The organism is Isoptericola sp. NPDC019482 (assembly GCF_040632295.1).
Lineage (GTDB): Bacteria > Actinomycetota > Actinomycetes > Actinomycetales > Cellulomonadaceae > Isoptericola.
Window position 1 is genome coordinate 57873 of record NZ_JBEYBQ010000014.1, and the last position, 18760, is coordinate 76632.

General features: G+C 74.8%; 16 protein-coding genes. 5 read left to right on the forward strand and 11 right to left on the reverse strand.

Features of this window, described 5'->3' with window-relative positions:
* Positions 1–46: 46 nt before the first annotated feature.
* The 4 genes from ABZ493_RS11485 to ABZ493_RS11500 all read right to left on the reverse strand — a co-directional run bounded on the left by ABZ493_RS11485 (position 47) and on the right by ABZ493_RS11500 (position 4608).
* Entirely contained in the window at positions 47–1033 is a 987-nt protein-coding gene (locus tag ABZ493_RS11485; RefSeq protein ID WP_430582295.1) for a cytochrome d ubiquinol oxidase subunit II, read from the reverse strand.
* Positions 1030–2367: a cytochrome ubiquinol oxidase subunit I gene (locus ABZ493_RS11490; RefSeq protein ID WP_430582296.1), complete on the reverse strand. Its 1338-nt coding sequence runs from the start codon at positions 2365–2367 to the stop codon at positions 1030–1032. Before ABZ493_RS11490 ends, ABZ493_RS11485 begins: the two co-directional genes overlap by 4 nt.
* Before the next feature lie 97 nt (positions 2368–2464).
* The gene (locus ABZ493_RS11495) at positions 2465–3718 is read right to left on the reverse strand and encodes an ABC transporter permease (RefSeq protein ID WP_430582297.1); all 1254 of its coding nucleotides are present in this window, start codon (positions 3716–3718) and stop codon (positions 2465–2467) included.
* Complete coding sequence (locus ABZ493_RS11500; protein ID WP_430582298.1) at positions 3715–4608, reverse strand: ATP-binding cassette domain-containing protein; 894 nt, start codon at positions 4606–4608, stop codon at positions 3715–3717. Before ABZ493_RS11500 ends, ABZ493_RS11495 begins: the two co-directional genes overlap by 4 nt.
* 210 nt (positions 4609–4818) lie before the next feature.
* Here ABZ493_RS11500 and ABZ493_RS11505 point away from each other — a divergent pair, with 210 nt between their 5' ends.
* The gene (locus tag ABZ493_RS11505; RefSeq protein WP_430582299.1) at positions 4819–5025 is read left to right on the forward strand and encodes a nitroreductase/quinone reductase family protein; all 207 of its coding nucleotides are present in this window, start codon (positions 4819–4821) and stop codon (positions 5023–5025) included.
* A gap of 56 nt (positions 5026–5081) precedes the next feature.
* Here ABZ493_RS11505 and ABZ493_RS11510 read toward each other — a convergent pair whose 3' ends face one another.
* From ABZ493_RS11510 to ABZ493_RS11520, 3 genes are all read right to left on the reverse strand, one after another.
* On the reverse strand, positions 5082–6080 hold the full coding sequence (locus ABZ493_RS11510) for a hypothetical protein (protein ID WP_430582300.1): 999 nt from the start codon (positions 6078–6080) through the stop codon (positions 5082–5084).
* Between the two features lie 108 nt (positions 6081–6188).
* Positions 6189–6875: a response regulator transcription factor gene (locus ABZ493_RS11515; RefSeq protein WP_430582301.1), complete on the reverse strand. Its 687-nt coding sequence runs from the start codon at positions 6873–6875 to the stop codon at positions 6189–6191.
* Positions 6872–8275, reverse strand: a complete 1404-nt coding sequence (locus tag ABZ493_RS11520) for a histidine kinase (RefSeq protein ID WP_430582302.1) — start codon at positions 8273–8275, stop codon at positions 6872–6874. The genes ABZ493_RS11515 and ABZ493_RS11520 overlap by 4 nt, the downstream gene beginning before the upstream one ends.
* 62 nt (positions 8276–8337) lie before the next feature.
* Here ABZ493_RS11520 and ABZ493_RS11525 point away from each other — a divergent pair, with 62 nt between their 5' ends.
* Positions 8338–9198, forward strand: coding sequence for a hydrolase (locus ABZ493_RS11525; RefSeq protein ID WP_430582303.1), 861 nt, complete (start codon positions 8338–8340; stop codon positions 9196–9198).
* Between the two features lie 46 nt (positions 9199–9244).
* Positions 9245–10243: a DMT family transporter gene (locus ABZ493_RS11530; RefSeq protein ID WP_430582304.1), complete on the forward strand. Its 999-nt coding sequence runs from the start codon at positions 9245–9247 to the stop codon at positions 10241–10243.
* A gap of 85 nt (positions 10244–10328) precedes the next feature.
* Here the strand turns inward: ABZ493_RS11530 and ABZ493_RS11535 are convergent, their stop codons facing one another.
* The gene (locus ABZ493_RS11535) at positions 10329–11714 is read right to left on the reverse strand and encodes a hypothetical protein (RefSeq protein ID WP_430582305.1); all 1386 of its coding nucleotides are present in this window, start codon (positions 11712–11714) and stop codon (positions 10329–10331) included.
* A 186-nt stretch (positions 11715–11900) separates the two neighbouring features.
* Between ABZ493_RS11535 and ABZ493_RS11540 the strand changes: the two genes are divergently transcribed.
* Positions 11901–12629 (forward strand): DUF305 domain-containing protein, encoded by a 729-nt coding sequence (locus ABZ493_RS11540; RefSeq protein ID WP_430582306.1) that lies wholly within the window; start codon positions 11901–11903, stop codon positions 12627–12629.
* Between the two features lie 6 nt (positions 12630–12635).
* On the opposite strand, the gene ABZ493_RS11545 is transcribed toward ABZ493_RS11540, so the two are convergent.
* Complete coding sequence (locus ABZ493_RS11545; RefSeq protein ID WP_430582307.1) at positions 12636–14867, reverse strand: SpoIIE family protein phosphatase; 2232 nt, start codon at positions 14865–14867, stop codon at positions 12636–12638.
* Positions 14868–14965: 98 nt separating this feature from the next.
* Positions 14966–15793: a CPBP family intramembrane glutamic endopeptidase gene (locus ABZ493_RS11550; protein ID WP_430582308.1), complete on the reverse strand. Its 828-nt coding sequence runs from the start codon at positions 15791–15793 to the stop codon at positions 14966–14968.
* Between the two features lie 45 nt (positions 15794–15838).
* Between ABZ493_RS11550 and ABZ493_RS11555 the strand changes: the two genes are divergently transcribed.
* Positions 15839–17602 carry a GAF domain-containing SpoIIE family protein phosphatase gene (locus ABZ493_RS11555; protein ID WP_430582309.1) on the forward strand — a complete coding sequence of 588 codons (1764 nt, stop codon included), beginning with the start codon at positions 15839–15841 and terminating at the stop codon, positions 17600–17602.
* Positions 17603–17699: 97 nt separating this feature from the next.
* On the opposite strand, the gene ABZ493_RS11560 is transcribed toward ABZ493_RS11555, so the two are convergent.
* Entirely contained in the window at positions 17700–18755 is a 1056-nt protein-coding gene (locus ABZ493_RS11560) for a DUF916 domain-containing protein (RefSeq protein ID WP_430582310.1), read from the reverse strand.
* Between the last annotated feature and the right edge of the window lie 5 nt (positions 18756–18760).

Genomic DNA, 18760 nt, shown 5'->3' on the forward strand with positions numbered 1-18760 from the left:
TGCGTGTCGCCCGTTTCCGCGGTGTTGCCCGAGCGTCACGACTCTGTCAGAGGAAGACGGCGGTGCGTGGCCCGAGCGGTCGCACCAGGACCCGCCAGCTCACCGCCTGCGCCGCGAGGACGGCGACGAACGCGCCCAGCACCGGCCACGTCAGGCCGTGCAGCACCGCCGTGGGCGCGGCGAGCGCGAGCACCGCCGGCCCGGCGACGGAGGCGGTCGCGACCACGGGGGCCACGGCGAGCAGCGGGCCCGCCGCGCGCACGACGCCGGTGCGGTGCGCGCCACGGTCCAGGTCGAACCGGGCCGCGAGCGCCACCCCCGCCACCGCGACGAGCAGCACGGCCGCGACCAGGGCCGACGCCGTGCCCAGGGCCGCGACGGCGAGCGCGCCGAGGGCCGCCAGGCCGGCGAGCGCGGCCGCCGGGACGAGGGCGCGGCGCACACGGCGGCGTGCCTCCCGCGACACGGCCTCGGGCGCCCGGGCCGCGACCACGAGCCCGCCGTGCACCCGCGCGGCCGCGACCGCGAGCCCGGCCATGAGCACCGGCAGACCCAGCGCGAGCGCCTGGGCCGCGCCGGAGCCGCCGTCGGCCTGCGCCCCGACCACGGAGAACCGCACCCATGCCACGCCGGCCACGGCGCCGAACGCCGCCGGGAGCGCGAGGCTCGCGGCCTGGCCGACGACATCCCACCCCCGGCGCCAGCGCGGCGACGGCAGGCGGCTGCGCAGCCAGAGCGCGGCGTCGCGCAGCACCCACGCCACGAGCAGCGCCACGACGACCGGGTACCCGGCCGACCAGAGCGTGGCCTCGACGTGCCCGAACGCGGCGAGCAGCACCCCCGTCGCCGCGACCAGCCACACCTCCCCCAGCAGGAGGAACGGCGCGACCGTGGCGAGCACCGTGCGGCGGCGGGCGTCGTCGCGGCCACCGAGCGCGCGCACGAGCGGCACGCCGCCGTGGACGGCGCCGTCGAGCACCGCCCAGCCGGCGAGCAGGACGGCGAGCAGCAGGCCCCAGCCGAGCGCGTTCATCGCGTGCCTCCGAAGGTGAGGAGCCCGTCCCTGGCGGTCGAGCCGGTCGAGTGCTCGTCGTCGCGCGCCTCGGTGTCGGTGTCGGTGTCGGCGTCGGTGTCGGCGTCGTGCAGGACGTCCACGGGCGGGGCGCCGAGAGCGAGTCGCGTCGTGCCGCGGCGGGCGAGGCGCGCCATCACCGACCAGTCGACGACGGCGAGGGTGACCATCACGCCGACGAGGACGACGAGGGACGTGATCACCGCGGCCGCCGACGCGTCGGACACGGCGTCCTCGGTGCGCAGCACGCCCGCGATCGCCCAGGGCTGGCGGCCGATCTCGCGGGCCGCCCAGCCGAGCAGCGCGGTGAGGAACGGCACCGGCAGCAGCACGGTGAGCGTGGCGTAGAGGCCGGTGCGCAGCGGCCGCCACAGGCGGAACAGCACGTTGCCGGGCAGCAGGAGCAGCAGCACGCACCCGACGACGAACGCCAGCCCGCCCACGCCCTGCATCACCGCGTACGCGATGCCCACGACCGGCGGGTCGCCGCCGGGCACGTCCTGCAGGTACCCGAACTGCGCGTACCCGAAGCCCGTGGCGACGAACGCGCCGACAGTGCCCGCGACCAGCCCGATCCGCATCGAGCGCCGCCACACGTCGTTCTCCGGCGACATGACGGCGCCCGGCAGGCCCGCGGCGATCACCCCCGGCAGCCGCGACGGCGCCCGCCGCAGGTGCCACGCGCTGACGCCCACCAGCAGGAACGCGCCGGCCATGAGGCACGCCCCCACCACGTGCAGCGCCGACAGCAGCGCCGCGGGGTTCGTGATGAGCGCGGCCGCGTCGGTGACGCGGGCGACGCCGTCGACCATCTCGAAGCCGACCGGGTTGCGCAGGAAGCCGTTCGCCACCATCACGGTGAACGCCGACAGGTAGCCGGTGACCACCACCGCCCAGAACACCGCGGTGTGCGCCCAGCGCGGCAGCACGTGCCAGCCGAACACCCACAGCCCGAGGAACGTGGACTCCAGGAAGAACGCCGCCATCGTCTCGATCACCAGCGGAGCGCCGAACACGCCGCCGGCAACGTCGAGCAGGCCCGGGAAGTGCAGCCCGAGCTGGAGCTCCATGACGATGCCGGCGGCGATGCCCAGCGCGTAGTTGACGAGGTAGAGCTGCCCCCAGAAGCGGGTGGCGGTCTCGAGCGTCGCCGCCCTCACCCCGTCCCGGGCGAGGGCCCAGCGGGTCTGCAGGATCGCCACGACGGGCCCGAGCCCCAGCGTCACCAGGACGAAGAGGAAGTGGGTCCCGGCGAGCAGCGCGAACTGCAGGCGGGCGGCGTCGACGGCGGTCATGGGGCCGACGCTAGGGTGCGCCAACCCTGCGATCCCAGGGTTTTCGGGAGGTTCGGGGGGCAACCCTGACGGAATTCGGGGGACTCCCCTACCCCGCTCAGGACTGCGGCCGGAGGGCGGTCCTCCACCCGACGCGGCCGCCGGTCTGCAGCAGGGCCCCGCGGTAGGCCCGCTCGCTCACGAGCAGGGCGACGACGGCGAACGCGGCGAGGATCAGCAGCGAGACGATCGGCTCCCACCAGGCGGCGTCGCCGGACAGCACCCGCACCGGCATCGAGACGACGTTCGCCACGGGGACGTACGACAGGACCGTCTCGAACGTGCCGCTGGCGGAGAACGTCAGGAAGTAGACGCCCATGATGGCCATCGTCATCGGGGTGGTGGTGTGCTGCAGGTCCTCGGTGCGCGACGCGAGCGCGCCCGCCACGGCGTACAGCGCGGCGAGGCCGAGGAAGCCGACCGCGAAGAACAGCACGAACCAGACGAGCGACGTCGACAGGGACGGCAGGATCGACGCCGTCGGCGTGAACGACAGGGCGGCGAGGCCGACCGCGGCGAACACGACGTTCTGCGCCAGCGCCACGACCGAGCTGCCCAGCACCTTGCCCGCCAGCAGGTGCCGCAGGGGCACGGCGGTGGCCATGATCTCCACCAGCCGCGACTGCTTCTCCTCGACCACGCTGCCCGCGATCATCTGCCCGGAGCCGAGCGCCCCGATGAAGAACAGCAGGGCGAGGGCGAACGACGCGAAGAACAGCGTCTGCGAGTCCACGGCGTCGCCGTCGACCCGGTCGGTGGTCAGGGTGCCGCCCGCGGTGAGCTCGGCGGTCGTGGTGCCCGCAGCCTCCGCGTTCGACGCGAGCGTCTCGGCCGCGACCCCCGCCGTGAGCAGGCGCGTCAGCGTGCTGTCGGGGTCCGCCTGACCGGTGAGCACCCAGCCGGCGTCGCCCCCTCCCCCGTCAGCAGGGTGCAGCCAGGCGTCCGCGTCGCCGTCGGCGAGCGCCGCACGGGCGGCCGCGTCGTCGGGCACGTCGAGGGTCGTGAGCTCCGCGCCGCCGCCCTGCTCCTCCGGGATCCCGGCGGCGGACCCGACCGCCGCCGTCGCGGCGGCGTCGCCGGCGGGCACGGCGACGGTGAAGCTCTCGGTCTTGCTGCCCTGCCAGGCCATGAACCCGGCCAGCGCGGCGATGATCGCGACCGAGACGAGCAGCCCCACGAGGAACGTCTTGTTGAGGGCGCGGACCACGATCTCGCGCTTCATCACGACGAGCCACGCACCGCGGGTGCTCTCCTCGCCGGTGCGGTCGAGGGCGGCCGGCGTGTCCGGGCGGGTCGGGGTCGTGGTGGTCATGCCGTCACCTCGCGGTAGATCTGGGCCAGCGTGGGCTTCAGGGGGGTGAGCTCGCGGACGCCGCCGCGCTCGAGGCCGGTGGCGAGCAGCCGCTGCAGGGCGGCGTCGTCGGCCACCTCGAGGAGGGCGACGGGCCCGTCGACGTCGACCGCGTGCACGCCCGGCACGCCCCGCACCCAGCCGGCGTCGCCGGTGGTGACGAGCCGGTGCCGCAGGGCGCCGGTCCGCTGCAGGTCGGAGGGCGCGCCGTCCGCCATGACGCGGCCGGACTTGAGGATGACGAGGCGCTCGCACAGCCGCTCCACCAGGTCGAGCTGGTGCGAGCTGAACATCACCGGCACGCCGCGGGCGGTGTGCTCGGCGAGCAGGTCGACCATGCCGTCGACGGCGGCCGGGTCGAGGCCGCTGAACGGCTCGTCGAGCACCAGCAGCCGCGGCGTGCCCATCAGCGCGGCGACGATCTGCACCCGCTGCTGGTTGCCCAGCGACAGCTTCTCCACGTGCTCCTTGGACCGCCCCGCCAGGCCGAGCCGGTCGAGCATGTCCAGCACCTCGGCGCGCGCCCGGGGTGCCGCGATGCCGCGCAGCCGGGCCAGGTAGACGAGCTGGTCGAGCACCGGCTGCTTCGGGTAGAGGCCGCGCTCCTCCGGCATGTACCCGAACGCGCGGCGGTCCGCGCGCGTCACCGGGTCCCCGCCGAAGCGGACCTCGCCGGCCGTGGGCGCCAGGACGCCCATGATCATGCGCATCGTCGTCGTCTTGCCGGCGCCGTTGCCGCCGACGAACCCGGTGAGCAGCCCGGCGGGGGCCGCGAACGAGACGTCGTCGACGGCCGTGAGGTCGCCGAACGTCCGGGTCAGTCCCCGGACCTCGAGGGAGTCGTTGTCCATGACGACGACGCTACGGACCGGGCGGCCTCGTGTGATCCGCCCGGCGGTGGAGATCGGGAGCTCCGCCTGCCGGCGGAGCCGCGCCACCCCCGACTTTCGTCGCGGCACGATGGCCGCCGGTCGGTACCGGCGGCCGTCCGCCCCTGGCAACGTGCAGCGGGACGCACGATCCACCGGCGGGCACCCGCCACCGCGACGAAGGAGAGCACGATGACGTTCACGCACCCGCAGGGCACCCGCGGCGCACTCCAGCCCCGCGGCCGCCTCCTCGCCGGCCGGAACCGCCGGGTCCCGACCGCCGCGCCGGCCAGCGCCGTCGCCTGGCAGAGGGTCACGACTGCCTCGCCCGGGTTCGCCCGCTACCAGGCCAGGACGGACCGCGAGCTGCCCGTCATCCGGCTGACCCCCCGCAGCTGACCGGGGCTCGACGTAGCGATCCGCCAAGGTTCCCGGGCGGGAAGCATGGCTGATCGCTACGTCGGCGCCCGACGAGGCAGGATCAGCGGGCCGTCTCCGGTCCACGGTCGCGGCGCCCACCCCTCGGCATCGAGGAGCCGGCGGACGTCGGGGACGACGACGCCCCGCGTCACGTCGCGGCCGGTGTACCGCAGCATCCGGGCGCCGCGGGCGACCAACGCGTTCTGACGGCGACGGTCGTGGAAGAGGGCCTCCGGCGTCGAATGAGCCTCGTGCCCGTCCAGCTCGACCGGCACGACCCGGCCGCCCGGCAGGAACCAGACCAGGTCGGGGCGCGCGAGGAACCGGCCCTGCTCGTCGAAGATCTCGAGCTGTACGGCGTCCGGCGGGTAGCCCGCGTCCACGAGGTCGACCCGCGCCTGCGACTCGACAGGCGAGTCCGCCCGAGGGTCGGAGAGGCCCCACCACGCCGCCGTGCGGGCGGCGCCGCGCCGGCCACGTGCCAGCTCGCGCGCCCGGCGGAAGCCGTCCTCGGTGACGAGTCGCCGCCGGCGGGCGGAGTCCATGAGGGCGATGGCATGGCTGCGGTCGAGGCCGGGGACGGCCTGGGCGAGCGCCAGCTCCGCCGTCACGCACGGGACGCCGTCGACGAACGTCCATCGCTGCAGGCGTTCCCGCCGCACCCGCACGGGTTTGCCGTTCCTGCGGGGTGCACCGTTCGGGAACGTCACCTCCGGCAGCACCCGCCGCGGTGCCCCCTGAGCGCCGTGCAGCACGAGTGCGGGGACACCGGTGACGACGGAACCCGGGAGGGCGAGCGCACCGACGATCGCGCCGCGCCGCCGCGAGCGGTCGAGGGCGTCGAAGCGTCCGTCGGCGGGGACACGCGGGTCGAGCACGGCGGGCAGGACACGCCGCCAGCGCCCGGCGCTCACGAGCGCGTCGACCTGCTGGTCGGTCATCCCGTGCTCGCGGCACTGGCGGCGGGAGACCAGGCTCTGCTGGCGGGCGGCGACGCCGAGCAGCGCCGGCGGGACCACGATCCTTCGGGGCATCCGCCCAGCAGACCCGATGCGCACGCCGTCGCGCGTCCGTCATCCACAGCCCGCCGACGTCGACGTAGCGATCGGCCATGATTCCCGTCCGGGAACCGTGGCCGATCGCTACGTCGAGGGGCGGACGGACCGGTGGTAGAACACGACCGCCTGGACGCGGTCGCGCAGGTGCAGCTTGGCCAGCACGTTGGAGACGTGCGTCTTGACGGTGGCCTCGCCGAGGAAGAGCTCCTGGGCGATCTCCGCGTTCGACATCCCCTTGCCGACGAGCACCAGCACCTCCCGCTCCCGCGGCGTGAGCTGGTCCAGCCACGGGTCGGACGGCGCGCCGACCGGCGGGCCCGCGGGTGGCCCGCCCTCCCCGGTCACCATGCGCTCGATGACGCGGCGCGTGACCTCCGGCGCCAGCAGCGCGTGCCCGGCGGCGACGGTGCGGACCGCGTCGACCAGCCGGTCGGCGTCGGAGTTCTTCAGCAGGAAGCCGGAGGCGCCGGCGCGCAGGGCGTCGTCGACGTAGGCGTCGTCGTCGAAGGTGGTCAGCACGAGCACCTTGGCGAGGTCGTCGGCGACGATGCGCCGGGTGGCCTCGATGCCGTCCATCACCGGCATCTGCACGTCCATGAGCACGACGTCGGGGCGCAGCGCCCGCACCTGCTCCAGCGCCTGGGCGCCGTCGGCGGCCTCGCCCACCACCTCGACGTCGGGCTCGACGGACAGGATCATCGCGAACCCGGAACGCACCAGCTTCTGGTCGTCGACCAGGAGCACCCGCACGGGTGCGTCGGGGCCGGTCACGGGCGGCCGGACGACGTCGAGCGGGGCAGGGGCAGGCGCACCCGCACACGGTAGCCGCCGGTGGCGCGGGGTCCGACCTCGGCGACGCCGCCGTGCGTCGCGACGCGCTCGCGCACGCCGACCAGGCCGAGGCCGGTGCCCGAGGAACCCGACCGCGGGCGCCCGTCGTCGAGCACCTCGACCTCCGCGAAGCCGTGCGGGAAGCGGTCGGCCGCGGGCTCGTCGCGGCGCGCCGGGCGGCGGTCCACGCGCACGACGACGCGCGCGGACCGGGCCGTCGAGTGCTTGCGCACGTTGCTCAGCGCCTCCTGGGCGGTGCGGTACAGGCTGAGGCCGAGCGGCGCGGGCACGGCCTCGACGGCACCCGGCTCGGCGACGACGCGCACCTCGACGTCGAGGCCCGCGTCGTCCGCGAGCGCGGAGACGTCGGCGAGCCCCGGCTCCGGCGCACGCCCGCCCGAGCCGCCGTCGCCCGGGTCCGCGCCGTCCTCCACCCCGCGCAGCGTGCCGAGCAGCCCCCGCATCTGCGCCACGGCCTCGCGCGACTCGCCCTCGATGGTGGCCAGCGGCGCGGCGGCCGCGTCCGGGTCGCCGGCGAGCATCCGCCGGGCGGCGGCGGCCTGGATGCCGATGACGGACACGTGGTGCGCGACGACGTCGTGCAGCTCGCGGGCGATGCGCAGCCGCTCGGTGACGACGGCCTGCCGCTGGAGCTCCGCCGTCTGGCGCTCGATGGTCGCGGCCTGCTCCTCGAGCTGCTCGCGGCGGCGGGCGCCGTGCCACATGAGCTGGCCGGCCACGACCGCCCCGTAGAAGTAGGCGACGTTGATGAGCAGGTTGTACGCCGTGAACGCGACGCCGGGATCGACGAGGCCGGGCTGCTCGTCGGCCAGCCCCATCTGCTCGACGATGCCGTCGATGCCCGCCCCGACGGCGAACTGCCAGGCCAGCCACCCGAACATCGCCAGCAGCGCGGCGCCCACGACGAGGGTCATCGCCTGCCGGTCGCGCGCCCACGCGACCGCGCTGAACAGGGCGACGAAGTAGACGACCTGCAACGGCACGAGGATCGTCACGAGCGGGACGGTCAGCCCCACGACGAGGAAGTGCAGGTACACCGCCGAGAGCACGACCAGCGGGAACCGTCGCCGCCACATGAGGGGCGCGGCGCCCACCGCCGCGAGCAGGTAGATCAGCCAGGTCGGGGCGGGGTCGTCCTCGAAGTACCCGATGCTGCGGGCGAGCTCGGCGCCGACCAGCGAGACGACGACGAACGCGGCCCCGAGCCAGAGGTCGTTGCGGTAGGCGCGGGCCGGGTCGGCGGGCAGGCGCTCCCACCCGGAGTCGATCCCCCACCAGTCCGAGAGGCGGGCGGTCCACCCGGCGGGTTGCTGCGGCATCCGACCAGCCTAGGGAGGGGAATGCGGTGGGCGCCTCCGCCGCGAGGTGGAAGTGTGGGCCCATGGGCCTCCCCACATCTGCGGACTTCTGGGTCTGCCGCACCTGCGCCGTCGAGCACGCCACCCGACCCGAGGTCTGCGCGATCTGCGCGGACGAGCGGCAGTGGGTGCCGGCGACGGGCCAGGCGTGGACCACCCTGGACGAGCTGACGGCGGAGGGCCTCGCCGTCGAGGTCGCCGAGCTCGAGCCCGACCTGCTCGCCCTGCACGCGACGCCGCACGTCGGCATCGGGCAGCAGGCGAAGGTGGTGCGCACCCCGGTGGGCGCGCTGCTGTGGGACCCGCTCGGCTTCGTCGACGACGCCGGGGTGGCGGCGGTCGCGGAGGCCGCGGGCGGCGGCGACATCGTGATCGCGGCCAGCCACCCGCACATGTTCGGCGTGCAGGTGGAGTGGAGCCGTCGCCTCACGGAGGCCACGGGGCGCGCCGTCCCCGTGCTGGTCAGCGAGGCCGATGCCGGCTGGGTCGCGCGCCCCGACGCCGTGATCGAGACGTGGTCCCCCGGCGCGGACGGCGAGCGCGAGGTGCTGCCCGGCGTCGTGCTGAGCCAGCCCGGCGGGCACTTCCCCGGCTCGGCGGTGGTGCACTGGACGGGTGCCGACGGTCGCGGCGTCCTCCTGTCCGGAGACACGATCTTCGCCAACCCGGACCGTACGGCGAGCTTCATGCGCAGCTACCCCAACCGCATCCCGCTGTCCGGGGCGGTCGTGACGCGCGTCGCCGAGCACGTGGCCCGCCGACCGTTCGACCGGCTCTACAACAACTTCGACGGCGTCATCCCGGCCGACGCGCGTGAGGTCGTGCTGCGCTCGGCCGAGCGGCACGCCGCGTGGGTGCGCGGTGACTTCGACCACCTCACGTGACCCGCGTGCGGTCGCGGTGGTGTCCCACGACTAGGCTCCGGTGATCGTGGCAACCATCGTGACCGGGCGGCAGCGCGCCACGGGCGTGGCGCTCGCGATCGTCGCGGGGTTCGCCGCCGCGCTGCAGAGCCGCGTGAACGGCACCCTCGCCACCGAGACGGGCACGGCGTTCGGCACGGCCGCCCTGTCGTTCGGCTCGGGCCTGGTGCTCCTCACCGTCGCGCTCCCGTTCTCGCGCGCCGGGCGCGCGGCGCTCGGCCGGGTCGCGGCCGGGCTGCGACGGGGCGGCGACCCGGGCGGCCTGCGCTGGTGGGAGTGCCTGGGCGGCCTCGGCGGCGCGTTCTACGTGATGTCGCAGGGCCTGACGGTCGACGCGCTCGGCGTCGCGGTGTTCACCATCGCGCTCGTGGCCGGGCAGTCGGTGAGCTCCCTCGTCATCGACCGGCTCGGGCTGGCGCCCGGCGGGGTCCGCCTGGTGACGGTGGGGCGCGCGCTCGGCCCCGTGCTCACCGTGCTCGCCGTCGTCGTGGTCTCCGGCGCGGCCGCGGCAACCGCGGCCCTCGGGCTCGCGCTGTTCCCGCTGGTGGCGGGCGTGCTGCAGTCGTTCCAGCAGGCGCTCAACGGGCGCGTGCGTGCGGCGGTGCGCCCCGCCGACGGCGGCGGGGGCGACGGCGGCGTGCTGGCCGCGACGTACGTCAGCTTCCTCGTCGGCACGGCGGCGCTGCTCGTGGTTTTCGGGGTGTCGCTCGCCGTGGACGGCGCCCCCACCGGCGCCCTGCCCACCCGGATGCCCGCCGACCTGCTGCTCTACTCCGGCGGCCTGCTCGGCATCGTGTTCATCGCCCTGCAGGCGGCGGTGGTGCAGCGGATCGGCGTGCTGCTGCTCGGCCTCGGCATGATCGCCGGACAGGTGGTCGGCGCGCTCGTGCTCGACGTCGTCTCCCCCGCCGTCGCGCCGCCCGGCGCCGCGACCTACGTGGGCGCCGCGCTCACCCTCGTCGCCGTCGCCGTGCCGCTCCTCGAGGGCGCGCTGCGCCGGCGCTGACCCCGCCGGCACGACGGCGGCCGGCCCACCGCGGAGGTGGACCGGCCGCCGTCGTCGCTCCCGGCGTGCTGCCGGGTTCAGCAGGTCAGAACTTCTGCTGCATCTGCGGGTTCAGCGACTTCAGGTTGGTCTTCGCCGTCCCGTCGATCGCGTCGTCGATGTCGAACGTGTCGAAACCGATCCCGAGGTCGTTGGAGTAGGCGTAGCCGTTGTACCAGTAGGTGGACCACGTGCCACCGCTGGAGATGCCCGCGCCGCGGTCGAACCACGCCAGCTCGGTCGGGTTCGCCGAGTCGGTGAAGTCGAACACCGAGACGCCGCCCTGGTACCAGGACTGGACCATGAGGTCCTTGCCCTCGACGGGGATCAGCGAACCGTTGTGCGCCACGCAGTTCTCGCTGGCGTCGTTGATGCGCGGGATCTTGTAGTAGCTCTGGAACACGAGCTCCTTGCCGTTCTTCCCGCCCTTCTGCACGACCTTCTCGATGTCGTAGATGCCGTTGGCACCGAGCTCCGGGGCGTACTCGCCGGTGCAGGTCGCCAGCCCGCCGCCGCCGAGCTCGTCCGTGAACACGACCTTGGTCGCGTCGTTGTTGAAGGTGGCCGAGTGCCAGAACGCGAAGTTCTCGGTGTCACGGACCGTGCTGATCACCTTCGGGTGGGCGCGGTCCTTGATGTCCATGAGGATGCCATCGCCCATGCACGCACCCGCCGCGAGGTCCTTCTGCGCGTAGGTGGTGATGTCGTGGCAGCCGGACGTCGCCGAGGCGCGCCGGTCCGGGTCACCCGCGTAGCCGCCCTCCGGGAAGAGGTTCGGCGTGCCCACGAGCGTGGCGGCCGCCGGGTTCTTCACGGGGATCTTCACGACCGAGATGATGTCGTGCGGCGGCTGGCAGTCCGGGTAGGACGAGCTCGGGCTGTACGACGAGACGTAGACGTACAGGTCCTTGCCGTTCTTGGTCGGTGCCAGCGAGTGGGTGTGGGAGCCGCACGCCGTCTCGACCGACTTCACGTACTCCGGTGCGAGCGGGTCGGAGATGTCCCAGACCTTGATGCCCTCCCAGGCGTCCTTCTGCGTGGCGGGGCGGGTGGTCGAGGCGCACGAGTCGTCGCTGCGCGACGAGTCGGTGGAGAGCACCAGGATGTCGCCGTAGACGGAGATGTCGTTCTGCGAGCCGGGGCAGTACACCTGGAGAGCCTGGACGGGCGCCTCCGGGTCGGACAGGTCGTAGACGGTGAAGCCGTCGTAGTTGCCCGCGTAGGCGTACTTGCCCTGGAAGGCGATGTCCGAGCCGGTGCCCTGCAGGGCGCCGTTCTTCGGGTTGTTGCTGAGGTGCTCGATGTTCGACGACGCCACCTCGCCGGGCGGGACGTCCGGCTCCGCCGCGTCGGACGCGGACGCCGGGGCGGCGAGCCCCAGTGCTCCCGCCGTCAGGGTCAGTGAGAGGGCGACGCCGGCGACGCCCCTCATCCGTGAACTTCTCGTCCGTGGACTCCTCATCCGTGAACTCCTCATCAGTGGCTCAGGGTTGGACGACGCGCGAGCGCCACACCTCGTTGTGTTGGTCACCCTGAGTGTTGTCTGGAAGCATCCTCCCCACCAGCCTTCCGGGCATCTTTTTACGCGGTGGCAACACCCTCAGGAGAGGATCTTCCGGTGATCACAGACCTCCGGCCCCACCGCACGAGCCGCCGACGCGCCGCCCTGGCCTGTGCCGCCGTGCTCGGCGCGGGCCTCACGCTCGCGGGGTGCACCGCCGAGGAACCCGAGCCGGCCCCGACGCCGTCGTCGGCCGTGCTGGCGCCGGGGAAGCCCGGCGAACCCGCCCAGACGATCGCCCCCGAGGACTACGAGGGCATGGGCGACGCCGACGTGGTCACCGACGCCGACGCCGAGTTCATGACGATGATGATCGGCCACCACGCGCAGGCCGTGGAGATGGCGCAGCTGGTCCCCGAGCGGTCGACGTCGGAGCAGATCGCCAGGTTCGCCGAGCGCATCCGCCTGACGCAGGACGGCGAGATCGACTACATGAGCCGCTGGCTCGAGGGCCAGGGCCTCCCGGTGCCCGCGGTGGCGACGTCGTCGGCCGCGCCGTCGGACGGGAGCGGCCCCCGCGCTCCGGAGGCCCACGACCACGGCTCCATGCCCGGCATGCTGACCGACGCCGAGATGACGGCCCTGGCCGACGCCGACGGCACGGCGTTCGACCGGCTGTTCCTCGAGGGCATGATCAAGCACCACGCGGGCGCACTGGAGATGGTCGACGACGTCGCGTCCGCCGGCCGGGACGAGACGGTCCAGGAGTTCTCCGGCAACGTGGCGGCGGACCAGATCGCGGAGATCGACCGGATGTCCCGCCTGCTCGACGAGCTGCCCGGCTGACCGGGCTCAGCGGCCCAGCGCCGTGACCATGAGCATCGTGGAGTCGTCGTCGGACTCCAGGCCGGCGAGCTTGTGCTCGATCACCTCGAGGTCGCGGGTGAGCCCGACCGTGGAGCGCAGGTCCTCCAGCCGGTCGAGGATCCGGGTGCCGCGCCGCTCGACGAGGCCGTCGGTGTAGAGCAGGAGCGACGTACCGGGCGCCAGCTCGACCCGCCCGGCGCGCACCATCTGGCGCATCGCCCCGACCGGCGGGTTACGGACCACGTCGACCAACCGCGCGCCGTGGGCGTCCGCGACCACGGGCGGCAGGTGGCCGGCGCACACGTAGTCGACGGCGCCCGCTCCGGTGCCGGGGTCGACCTCGAGGATGCCGACCAGCAGCGTGGCCATGTCGTCTGTGAGGAGCGTGCGGGCGAGCCGGTCCAGCCCGGCCGCGGCCGTCGCGACGTCGCGGTGCTCGAGCAGCAGCGAGCGCAGGCCGTTGCGCAGCTGGTTCATCGCCGACGCGGCGGGCAGCCCGTGCCCGGCGACGTCCCCGATGACGAGGGCGGTGCGGCCGTCGGGCAGCTCGAACGCGTCGTACCAGTCGCCCCCGACCCGGCCGCCGTCCGCCGGCCGGTACCGGGCCTCGAGCCGCCACCCGGGCAGGACGGGCAGCTCCGCCGGCAGCGAGGAGTGCTGCAGCACGAGCGCCGCCCCCAGGTCGGGACGCGTGCGGCGGTAGAGGTGCTCGACGACGGTGCGACGCGCCACGAGCGCGGCGCGCACGTCCCGGTCCGTCCAGGGCTCGCAGGTGCCGTGCACCACCTCCCGCCAGGCGTCGAACGACTCCCGGGGGCCGATCCAGATCGTCCCGTCGTCGTCGCGCCGGACCGTCTTGGCCCGCGGGTCGCCTGCCCAGGTCACCTCGCGCGCCACCTCCCGGCGGAACAGCGCCAGCAGGTCGTCGTCGGGCAGCCGCACGACGAGCGCCCCGGCGACCGCACCCGCCGCGTCAGAGAGGTCCGGGTGCACCTCCCGCAGGTCGACGGCGGCGCGGACGGGCACCGTGCCCGTGCCCGACATCGGACGCCCTGACTCCAGCACCGCGTCGACCACGGCCGCCGGGTCGGCCGGCACCGTCCCGACCGTCGCGGTCACCCCGCCCGCGCGCACGACGGCACCGTCCACACCGAGCAGCCGCAACAGACCCGGTCGGGCGACGGCCTCCGCGACCGGGTCGTCCCCCTCCTCGACCAGCGTCTCGAGCGTGCGGGCGACACGTCGCGCGTCCTGCGCCTCGTCCGCGGCGGCACGCACCACCATCTGCACCGAGAGCCCGGAGGCCAGGGCCTCCGCGGCCGCGCGCACCTCCAGGGAGGGCGTGTGCGGGCCCGCGACGTGGTGGCAGGCGACCATCCCCCACAGGCGGCCGCCCTGGAGCAGCGAGATCGACATCGAGGCACCCACGCCCATGTTGCGCAGGTACTGGACGTGCACGGGCGACACGGCGCGCAGGCTCGCGAACGACAGGTCGGTCGGCCCGCCGGTGCGCGGGTGCTGGGCCGGCACGAGCGGCGCGGGCACCGACGCGACGTCGGAGATGAGGCGCAGCCAGCTCTTCTCGTACAGGGCCCGGGCCTGGGAGGGGATGTCGGACGCCGGGTAGCGGTGCCCGAGGAACGACTCGATGTCGGGGCGGCGCGCCTCGGCGACCACCTCGCCGTGGTGGTCCTCGTCGAACCGGTAGACCATCACCCGGTCGAAACCCGTCACCTCGCGCACCCCCTGCGCCGCGAGGTCGTAGAGCGCCTGGAGCGATCCCGCGCTCGCCGCCTGGCCCAGCACGGCGTAGGCGACGCGATAGGGCTCGAACGGATCGGTGTCCCCGTCCGCCAGGGGCTCGAGCTCGAGGACGACGCTGCCCTGCGGGTTCCGGTGGGCGGCAGCCACCCACGTGCGGCCCGCGGCGGTCACGCGCCGCAGGCTGTCCGCGAGCGGGCCGACGTCGGTGACGTCGTCCAGCCGGAGGGCGGCCGTCGTCTCCTCGCCGAGCACGTCGGCGAGCGCGCGGCCCAGCACGTCCTCGGTGCGGGGGCCCAGCAGGTCGGGCAGGTTGCCGGACACCTGGACGACGACGCCGTCGTCCAGCACCAGCAGCACGCCGCGGGGCTGGACCGAACCCGGCACGTGGATCGGTTCGGCGGCGCAGGCGTCCAGGTCGACGTCGTCGACCGAGCCCTGCTCGTATTCCTGCATGTCGTCCACCCGTCCGGGCTCGTTCGTGCTCAGCTGCCGCGTCTTGGCATGGGCGCACCCTCCCACGGCGGGCCGCACGCGCCAAACGACGCCCTGCCTCAGGGCGCGGTCACGAAGACGTCGAAGAGCTCGGGGTGGTGCCCGTGCACCAGCACGGCGAAGACGACGGCGTCGAACAGCAGGTGCACGGTCACGACGTACGGCAGGCTCTTGTAGCGGGCGAAGATCCACCCCTGCACCAGGGCGAACGGCACGGTGAGCAGCGGGCCCCACTCGCGGTAGCCGAGCTCCCACAGGAAGGACACGAAGATCACGGCCTGCAGCACGTTCGCCGTCCACAGCCCGAAGTGCCGGCGCAGCAGCGCGAACACCGTGCACACGAAGAACAGCTCGTCCCAGATGCCGACGGCGTTGACGCCGACGAACAGCCGGGCGACGTCCTGCCCGCCCTCGAGCTCCGGCCAGTTGAGGTACGCGCCGGAGCCGAGGAAGTACCAGGGCAGCACGAGGTAGCCCACCGCCACCACGACGACCAGGTACCCGTACTGCCCGCGCGACCATCGCTTCCCCGTGGCCACGGGGAAGCGCACCGCGCCCGCGCCGTCGTCGTCCCGGAACAGGAAGCGCGACGCCGCCCACGGCACCAGCACGGCGAGCGACAGCACGACGGCGAACCGCGCCATCCCGGCGTCCGACAGGTCCGCCTCGAGGGAGATCGTCGAGATGATGCCGAGCGCGACGGCGATCAGGGCGAGGTCGCGGCCGAGCCGCCGGTCGACGAGCAGGCCGAGCGCGACGCCGGCCACGAGCGGCACGTAGGCGAGCGGGCGCACGTGCACCGCGAACAGCAGCACGGCCGACGCGGACACGAGGGCGGCGGCCAGGATCCGCGGCGGCGCGGCGGGGGCTCGGCGGGTGACGTCCATCGTCCGGCGAGGATATCCGGGCGGCCTCGTGGGAGAATCCGGGGCATGGTCGCGGCCCAGGATGCACCGGCGGCCGGGGCGGTGCAGGCGCTCGTCGCGGCCGGCCTCGCCCGGCCCATCGCGGACGTGTCGTTCGACCGCTTCGCACGGCTGGTGCAACGCCAGCTCGGCGTCCCCACCGCACTCGTGACGCTCGTGCTGCCGGACGCCCAGGTGTACCCCGGGGCGCTGGGGCTGCCCGCCCCCTTCCAGACCACTCGGCGCACCACCCTCACCGAGCCGCTGTGCGGCGAGACGATCCGCTCCGGCCAGCCCCTCGTCGTCGAGGACCTGCGCGCCGACCCGCGCTTCGCGAGCCGGGAGACGGTCACCGCGCTGGGCATGGGGTCGTACGCGGGCTTCCCGATCTTCGACCGGCACGGCACCGCCGTCGGCACGGTGTGCGCGCTGGACACCGAGGCGCACGCGTGGAGCGCCACCGACCTCGCCACGCTGGCCGACCTGGCCGCCGCCTGCACCGCCGAGCTGCGCCTGCGCCTCGAGCGGCAGCGCGCGCACCGCATCCAGCAGGTCGCGGTGCACGCCACGCGCCGCACCCGCATGCTGCTCGACCTCACCGAGCGGTTCGCCGCCGCGACCACCCTCGACGAGATCGTGGACGCGCTGCGCACGTCGGGCCCCGGGCTGGGCACCGTGTGGGCGGCGCTCGCGCTCGCGGAGCCCGGCGGGTCCGGCCTCACCCTCGTGGAGCGTGACGGCGCCTACCCGTACCTGCCGCGGCACTGGCGCCTCGACGACCCGGCGGTGGCGTCCGTCGCGCGCGCCCGGCGGGCCGCGTTCTACCGGGACGGCGCGGCCGCCCTGCGCGCCCAGCCCACCTGGGCGCCGTGGATCGACCCGTCCCTCGGCGGCCTCGCCCTCATGCCGATGGTCGTGGACGACCGGCTGCTCGGCGTCGTCGTGCTGCTGTGGCGCGGGCCGCACGAGCACGACGACGAGAGCCGCCGCACGGCCACCACCCTCGCGTCGTGCGTGGCGCAGGCCCTGGTGCGGATCCGGGTGCTGGAGGACCGGCACCGGGTGGCCACCACCCTGCAGGCCGCGATGCTCACCGACCTGCCCCGCGTGCCGTACCTGGAGCTGGCGTCGACCTACGCGTCGGCGACCCGCACGGACAAGGTCGGCGGCGACTGGTACGACGCGGTCGAGCTCGACGCGCGCTCCACGGTGCTGATGATCGGCGACGTCACCGGGCACGACATGCAGGCCGCCGCCCGCATGGGTCAGCTGCGCGCGATGCTGCGCACCCTCGCCTGGTGCCAGGACGCCCCGCCGGCACGCCTGCTGCGCGAGCTGGACCGCGCCAACCGCGGCCTCGGGCTGACGGCGAGCGGCACCGCCGTCGTCGCCCGCCTGGACCGCACGGGCCGCGGCGAGCCGGGCAGCGGCGACGACCGGTGCCGGCTGTGGTGGGCCAGCGCCGGCCACCCCCGGCCGGTGGTGCTGCGCGCCGACGGCGCGGTGCACGAGCTCGACGGACGCCCGGACCTCATGCTCGGCGTCGACCCGTCGGTCCCGCGCCGGGACCACACCGCCGAGCTGGGCCCCGGCGACACGCTGCTGCTGTACACGGACGGGCTGGTGGAGTCCCGCACCGTGTCGTTCGCCGCCCGTTCCGCGGACCTGCGCCGCGCACTGGCGGACCTGCACGGCACCCCGACGGCGGGGCTGCCGCAGCGGCTCGTCGACCGGATGGTGCACGGCCAGCAGCGCGACGACGTGGCCGTGCTCGCCGCCCGGGTCCGCTGACCGCCGAGGTAGTCCCAGACCTGCCGAGGTAGTACCGAACCCCGCGAGGTAGTACGGACATATCACGCATAGACCGCAAAGAGGCTCGAGATGCGTACTACCTCACGGGGTTCGCTACTACCTCACGGGGTTCGCTGCTACCTCGGCGGGCGCGACGGGAGCGCCACAGCGGCCACGCGACGGCCGCCGCCACGACGAGCACGACGACGCCGACCAGCGCCCAGGGCACGGCCCAGCCCGCGGCGGTTCCCGTCGCGGTGGTCGCTCCCCCGCCGCCGACGCCGACGACGAGCCCGTCCGCGCGCACGTCGGCCGTGACGCGGAACGTCGGGCGCACGCCGTCGACCTGCACGGTGCGGCGCACGACGGCGCCGGGCAGCAGCTCGTCGGCCGGCTCCCCGCCCGCGCTCGCGCTCGCGCCCGGCCCGGTGAGGCGCACGGACTCGGTGGGCACCAGTCGCGCGTTGCCGGTGTTGGTGAGCGTGTAGGTCACGGTGGCGCGCGCCGCGCCCACCGGGTTGGCGGTGGGGTGTACGACGACGCCGACGTCGGACACGGCGAGCCCCGGCGCGAGCGCCCCGCCGACCCGGGCGTGCACGCGCAGCGCGAGCCGCCGGTCCACGCTGAGCGCGCCGTCGCCGACCTGCTGGCGCAGCGACGTGACGACGCCGCCGGCGTGGTCACCGGGCGTCGCGTCCTGGGGGACCTCGAGGGTGAAAGGCACCTCGACCGTCTCGCCCGGGTCGATCGCGACGCCCCCGTCGGTCTCGAGCGTGAGCCAGGTGCCCACGTCGGTGGGCTCCTGGTCGGCGGGCAGCAGGTCGAGGTGCCCGCTGGGCGTCGTGAGCGCATCGGTGCCGTACACGGCGAGGTCCAGGGGCGTGGCCGAGCGGTTGGTGACGACGAGGACGTCGCGCAGCCGATCGCCCGGCTCGACGGCGTACGCGAAGTTGGCGCGCCCGTCGCCCTGCTCCCCGTCCTTCGGGGAGAGGGACCAGGTGAGGTCGTCGGAGGTGACGGCGTGCGCCGTCGTCGGGGCGACGACGGCGACCAGCGAGGCGGCGAGGGTCGCGGCGAGGGCGAGGGCGGCCGCCGCCGCGGCGCGCACCCGGGAGGGGGCGCGCCGCGACGACGGACGGTGGTGCGTGCTCACGGGAC

Coding starts and splice junctions, on each gene's coding strand:
- ABZ493_RS11485 (WP_430582295.1), bottom strand. CDS start 1,033: ATGAACGCGCTCGGCTGGGGCCTGCTGCTCGCCGTCCTGCTCGCCGGC.
- ABZ493_RS11490 (WP_430582296.1), bottom strand. CDS start 2,367: ATGACCGCCGTCGACGCCGCCCGCCTGCAGTTCGCGCTGCTCGCCGGG.
- ABZ493_RS11495 (WP_430582297.1), bottom strand. CDS start 3,718: ATGACCACCACGACCCCGACCCGCCCGGACACGCCGGCCGCCCTCGAC.
- ABZ493_RS11500 (WP_430582298.1), bottom strand. CDS start 4,608: ATGGACAACGACTCCCTCGAGGTCCGGGGACTGACCCGGACGTTCGGC.
- ABZ493_RS11505 (WP_430582299.1), top strand. CDS start 4,819: ATGACGTTCACGCACCCGCAGGGCACCCGCGGCGCACTCCAGCCCCGC.
- ABZ493_RS11510 (WP_430582300.1), bottom strand. CDS start 6,080: ATGCCCCGAAGGATCGTGGTCCCGCCGGCGCTGCTCGGCGTCGCCGCC.
- ABZ493_RS11520 (WP_430582302.1), bottom strand. CDS start 8,275: ATGCCGCAGCAACCCGCCGGGTGGACCGCCCGCCTCTCGGACTGGTGG.
- ABZ493_RS11525 (WP_430582303.1), top strand. CDS start 8,338: ATGGGCCTCCCCACATCTGCGGACTTCTGGGTCTGCCGCACCTGCGCC.
- ABZ493_RS11535 (WP_430582305.1), bottom strand. CDS start 11,714: ATGAGGGGCGTCGCCGGCGTCGCCCTCTCACTGACCCTGACGGCGGGA.
- ABZ493_RS11545 (WP_430582307.1), bottom strand. CDS start 14,867: ATGCAGGAATACGAGCAGGGCTCGGTCGACGACGTCGACCTGGACGCC.
- ABZ493_RS11550 (WP_430582308.1), bottom strand. CDS start 15,793: ATGGACGTCACCCGCCGAGCCCCCGCCGCGCCGCCGCGGATCCTGGCC.
- ABZ493_RS11555 (WP_430582309.1), top strand. CDS start 15,839: ATGGTCGCGGCCCAGGATGCACCGGCGGCCGGGGCGGTGCAGGCGCTC.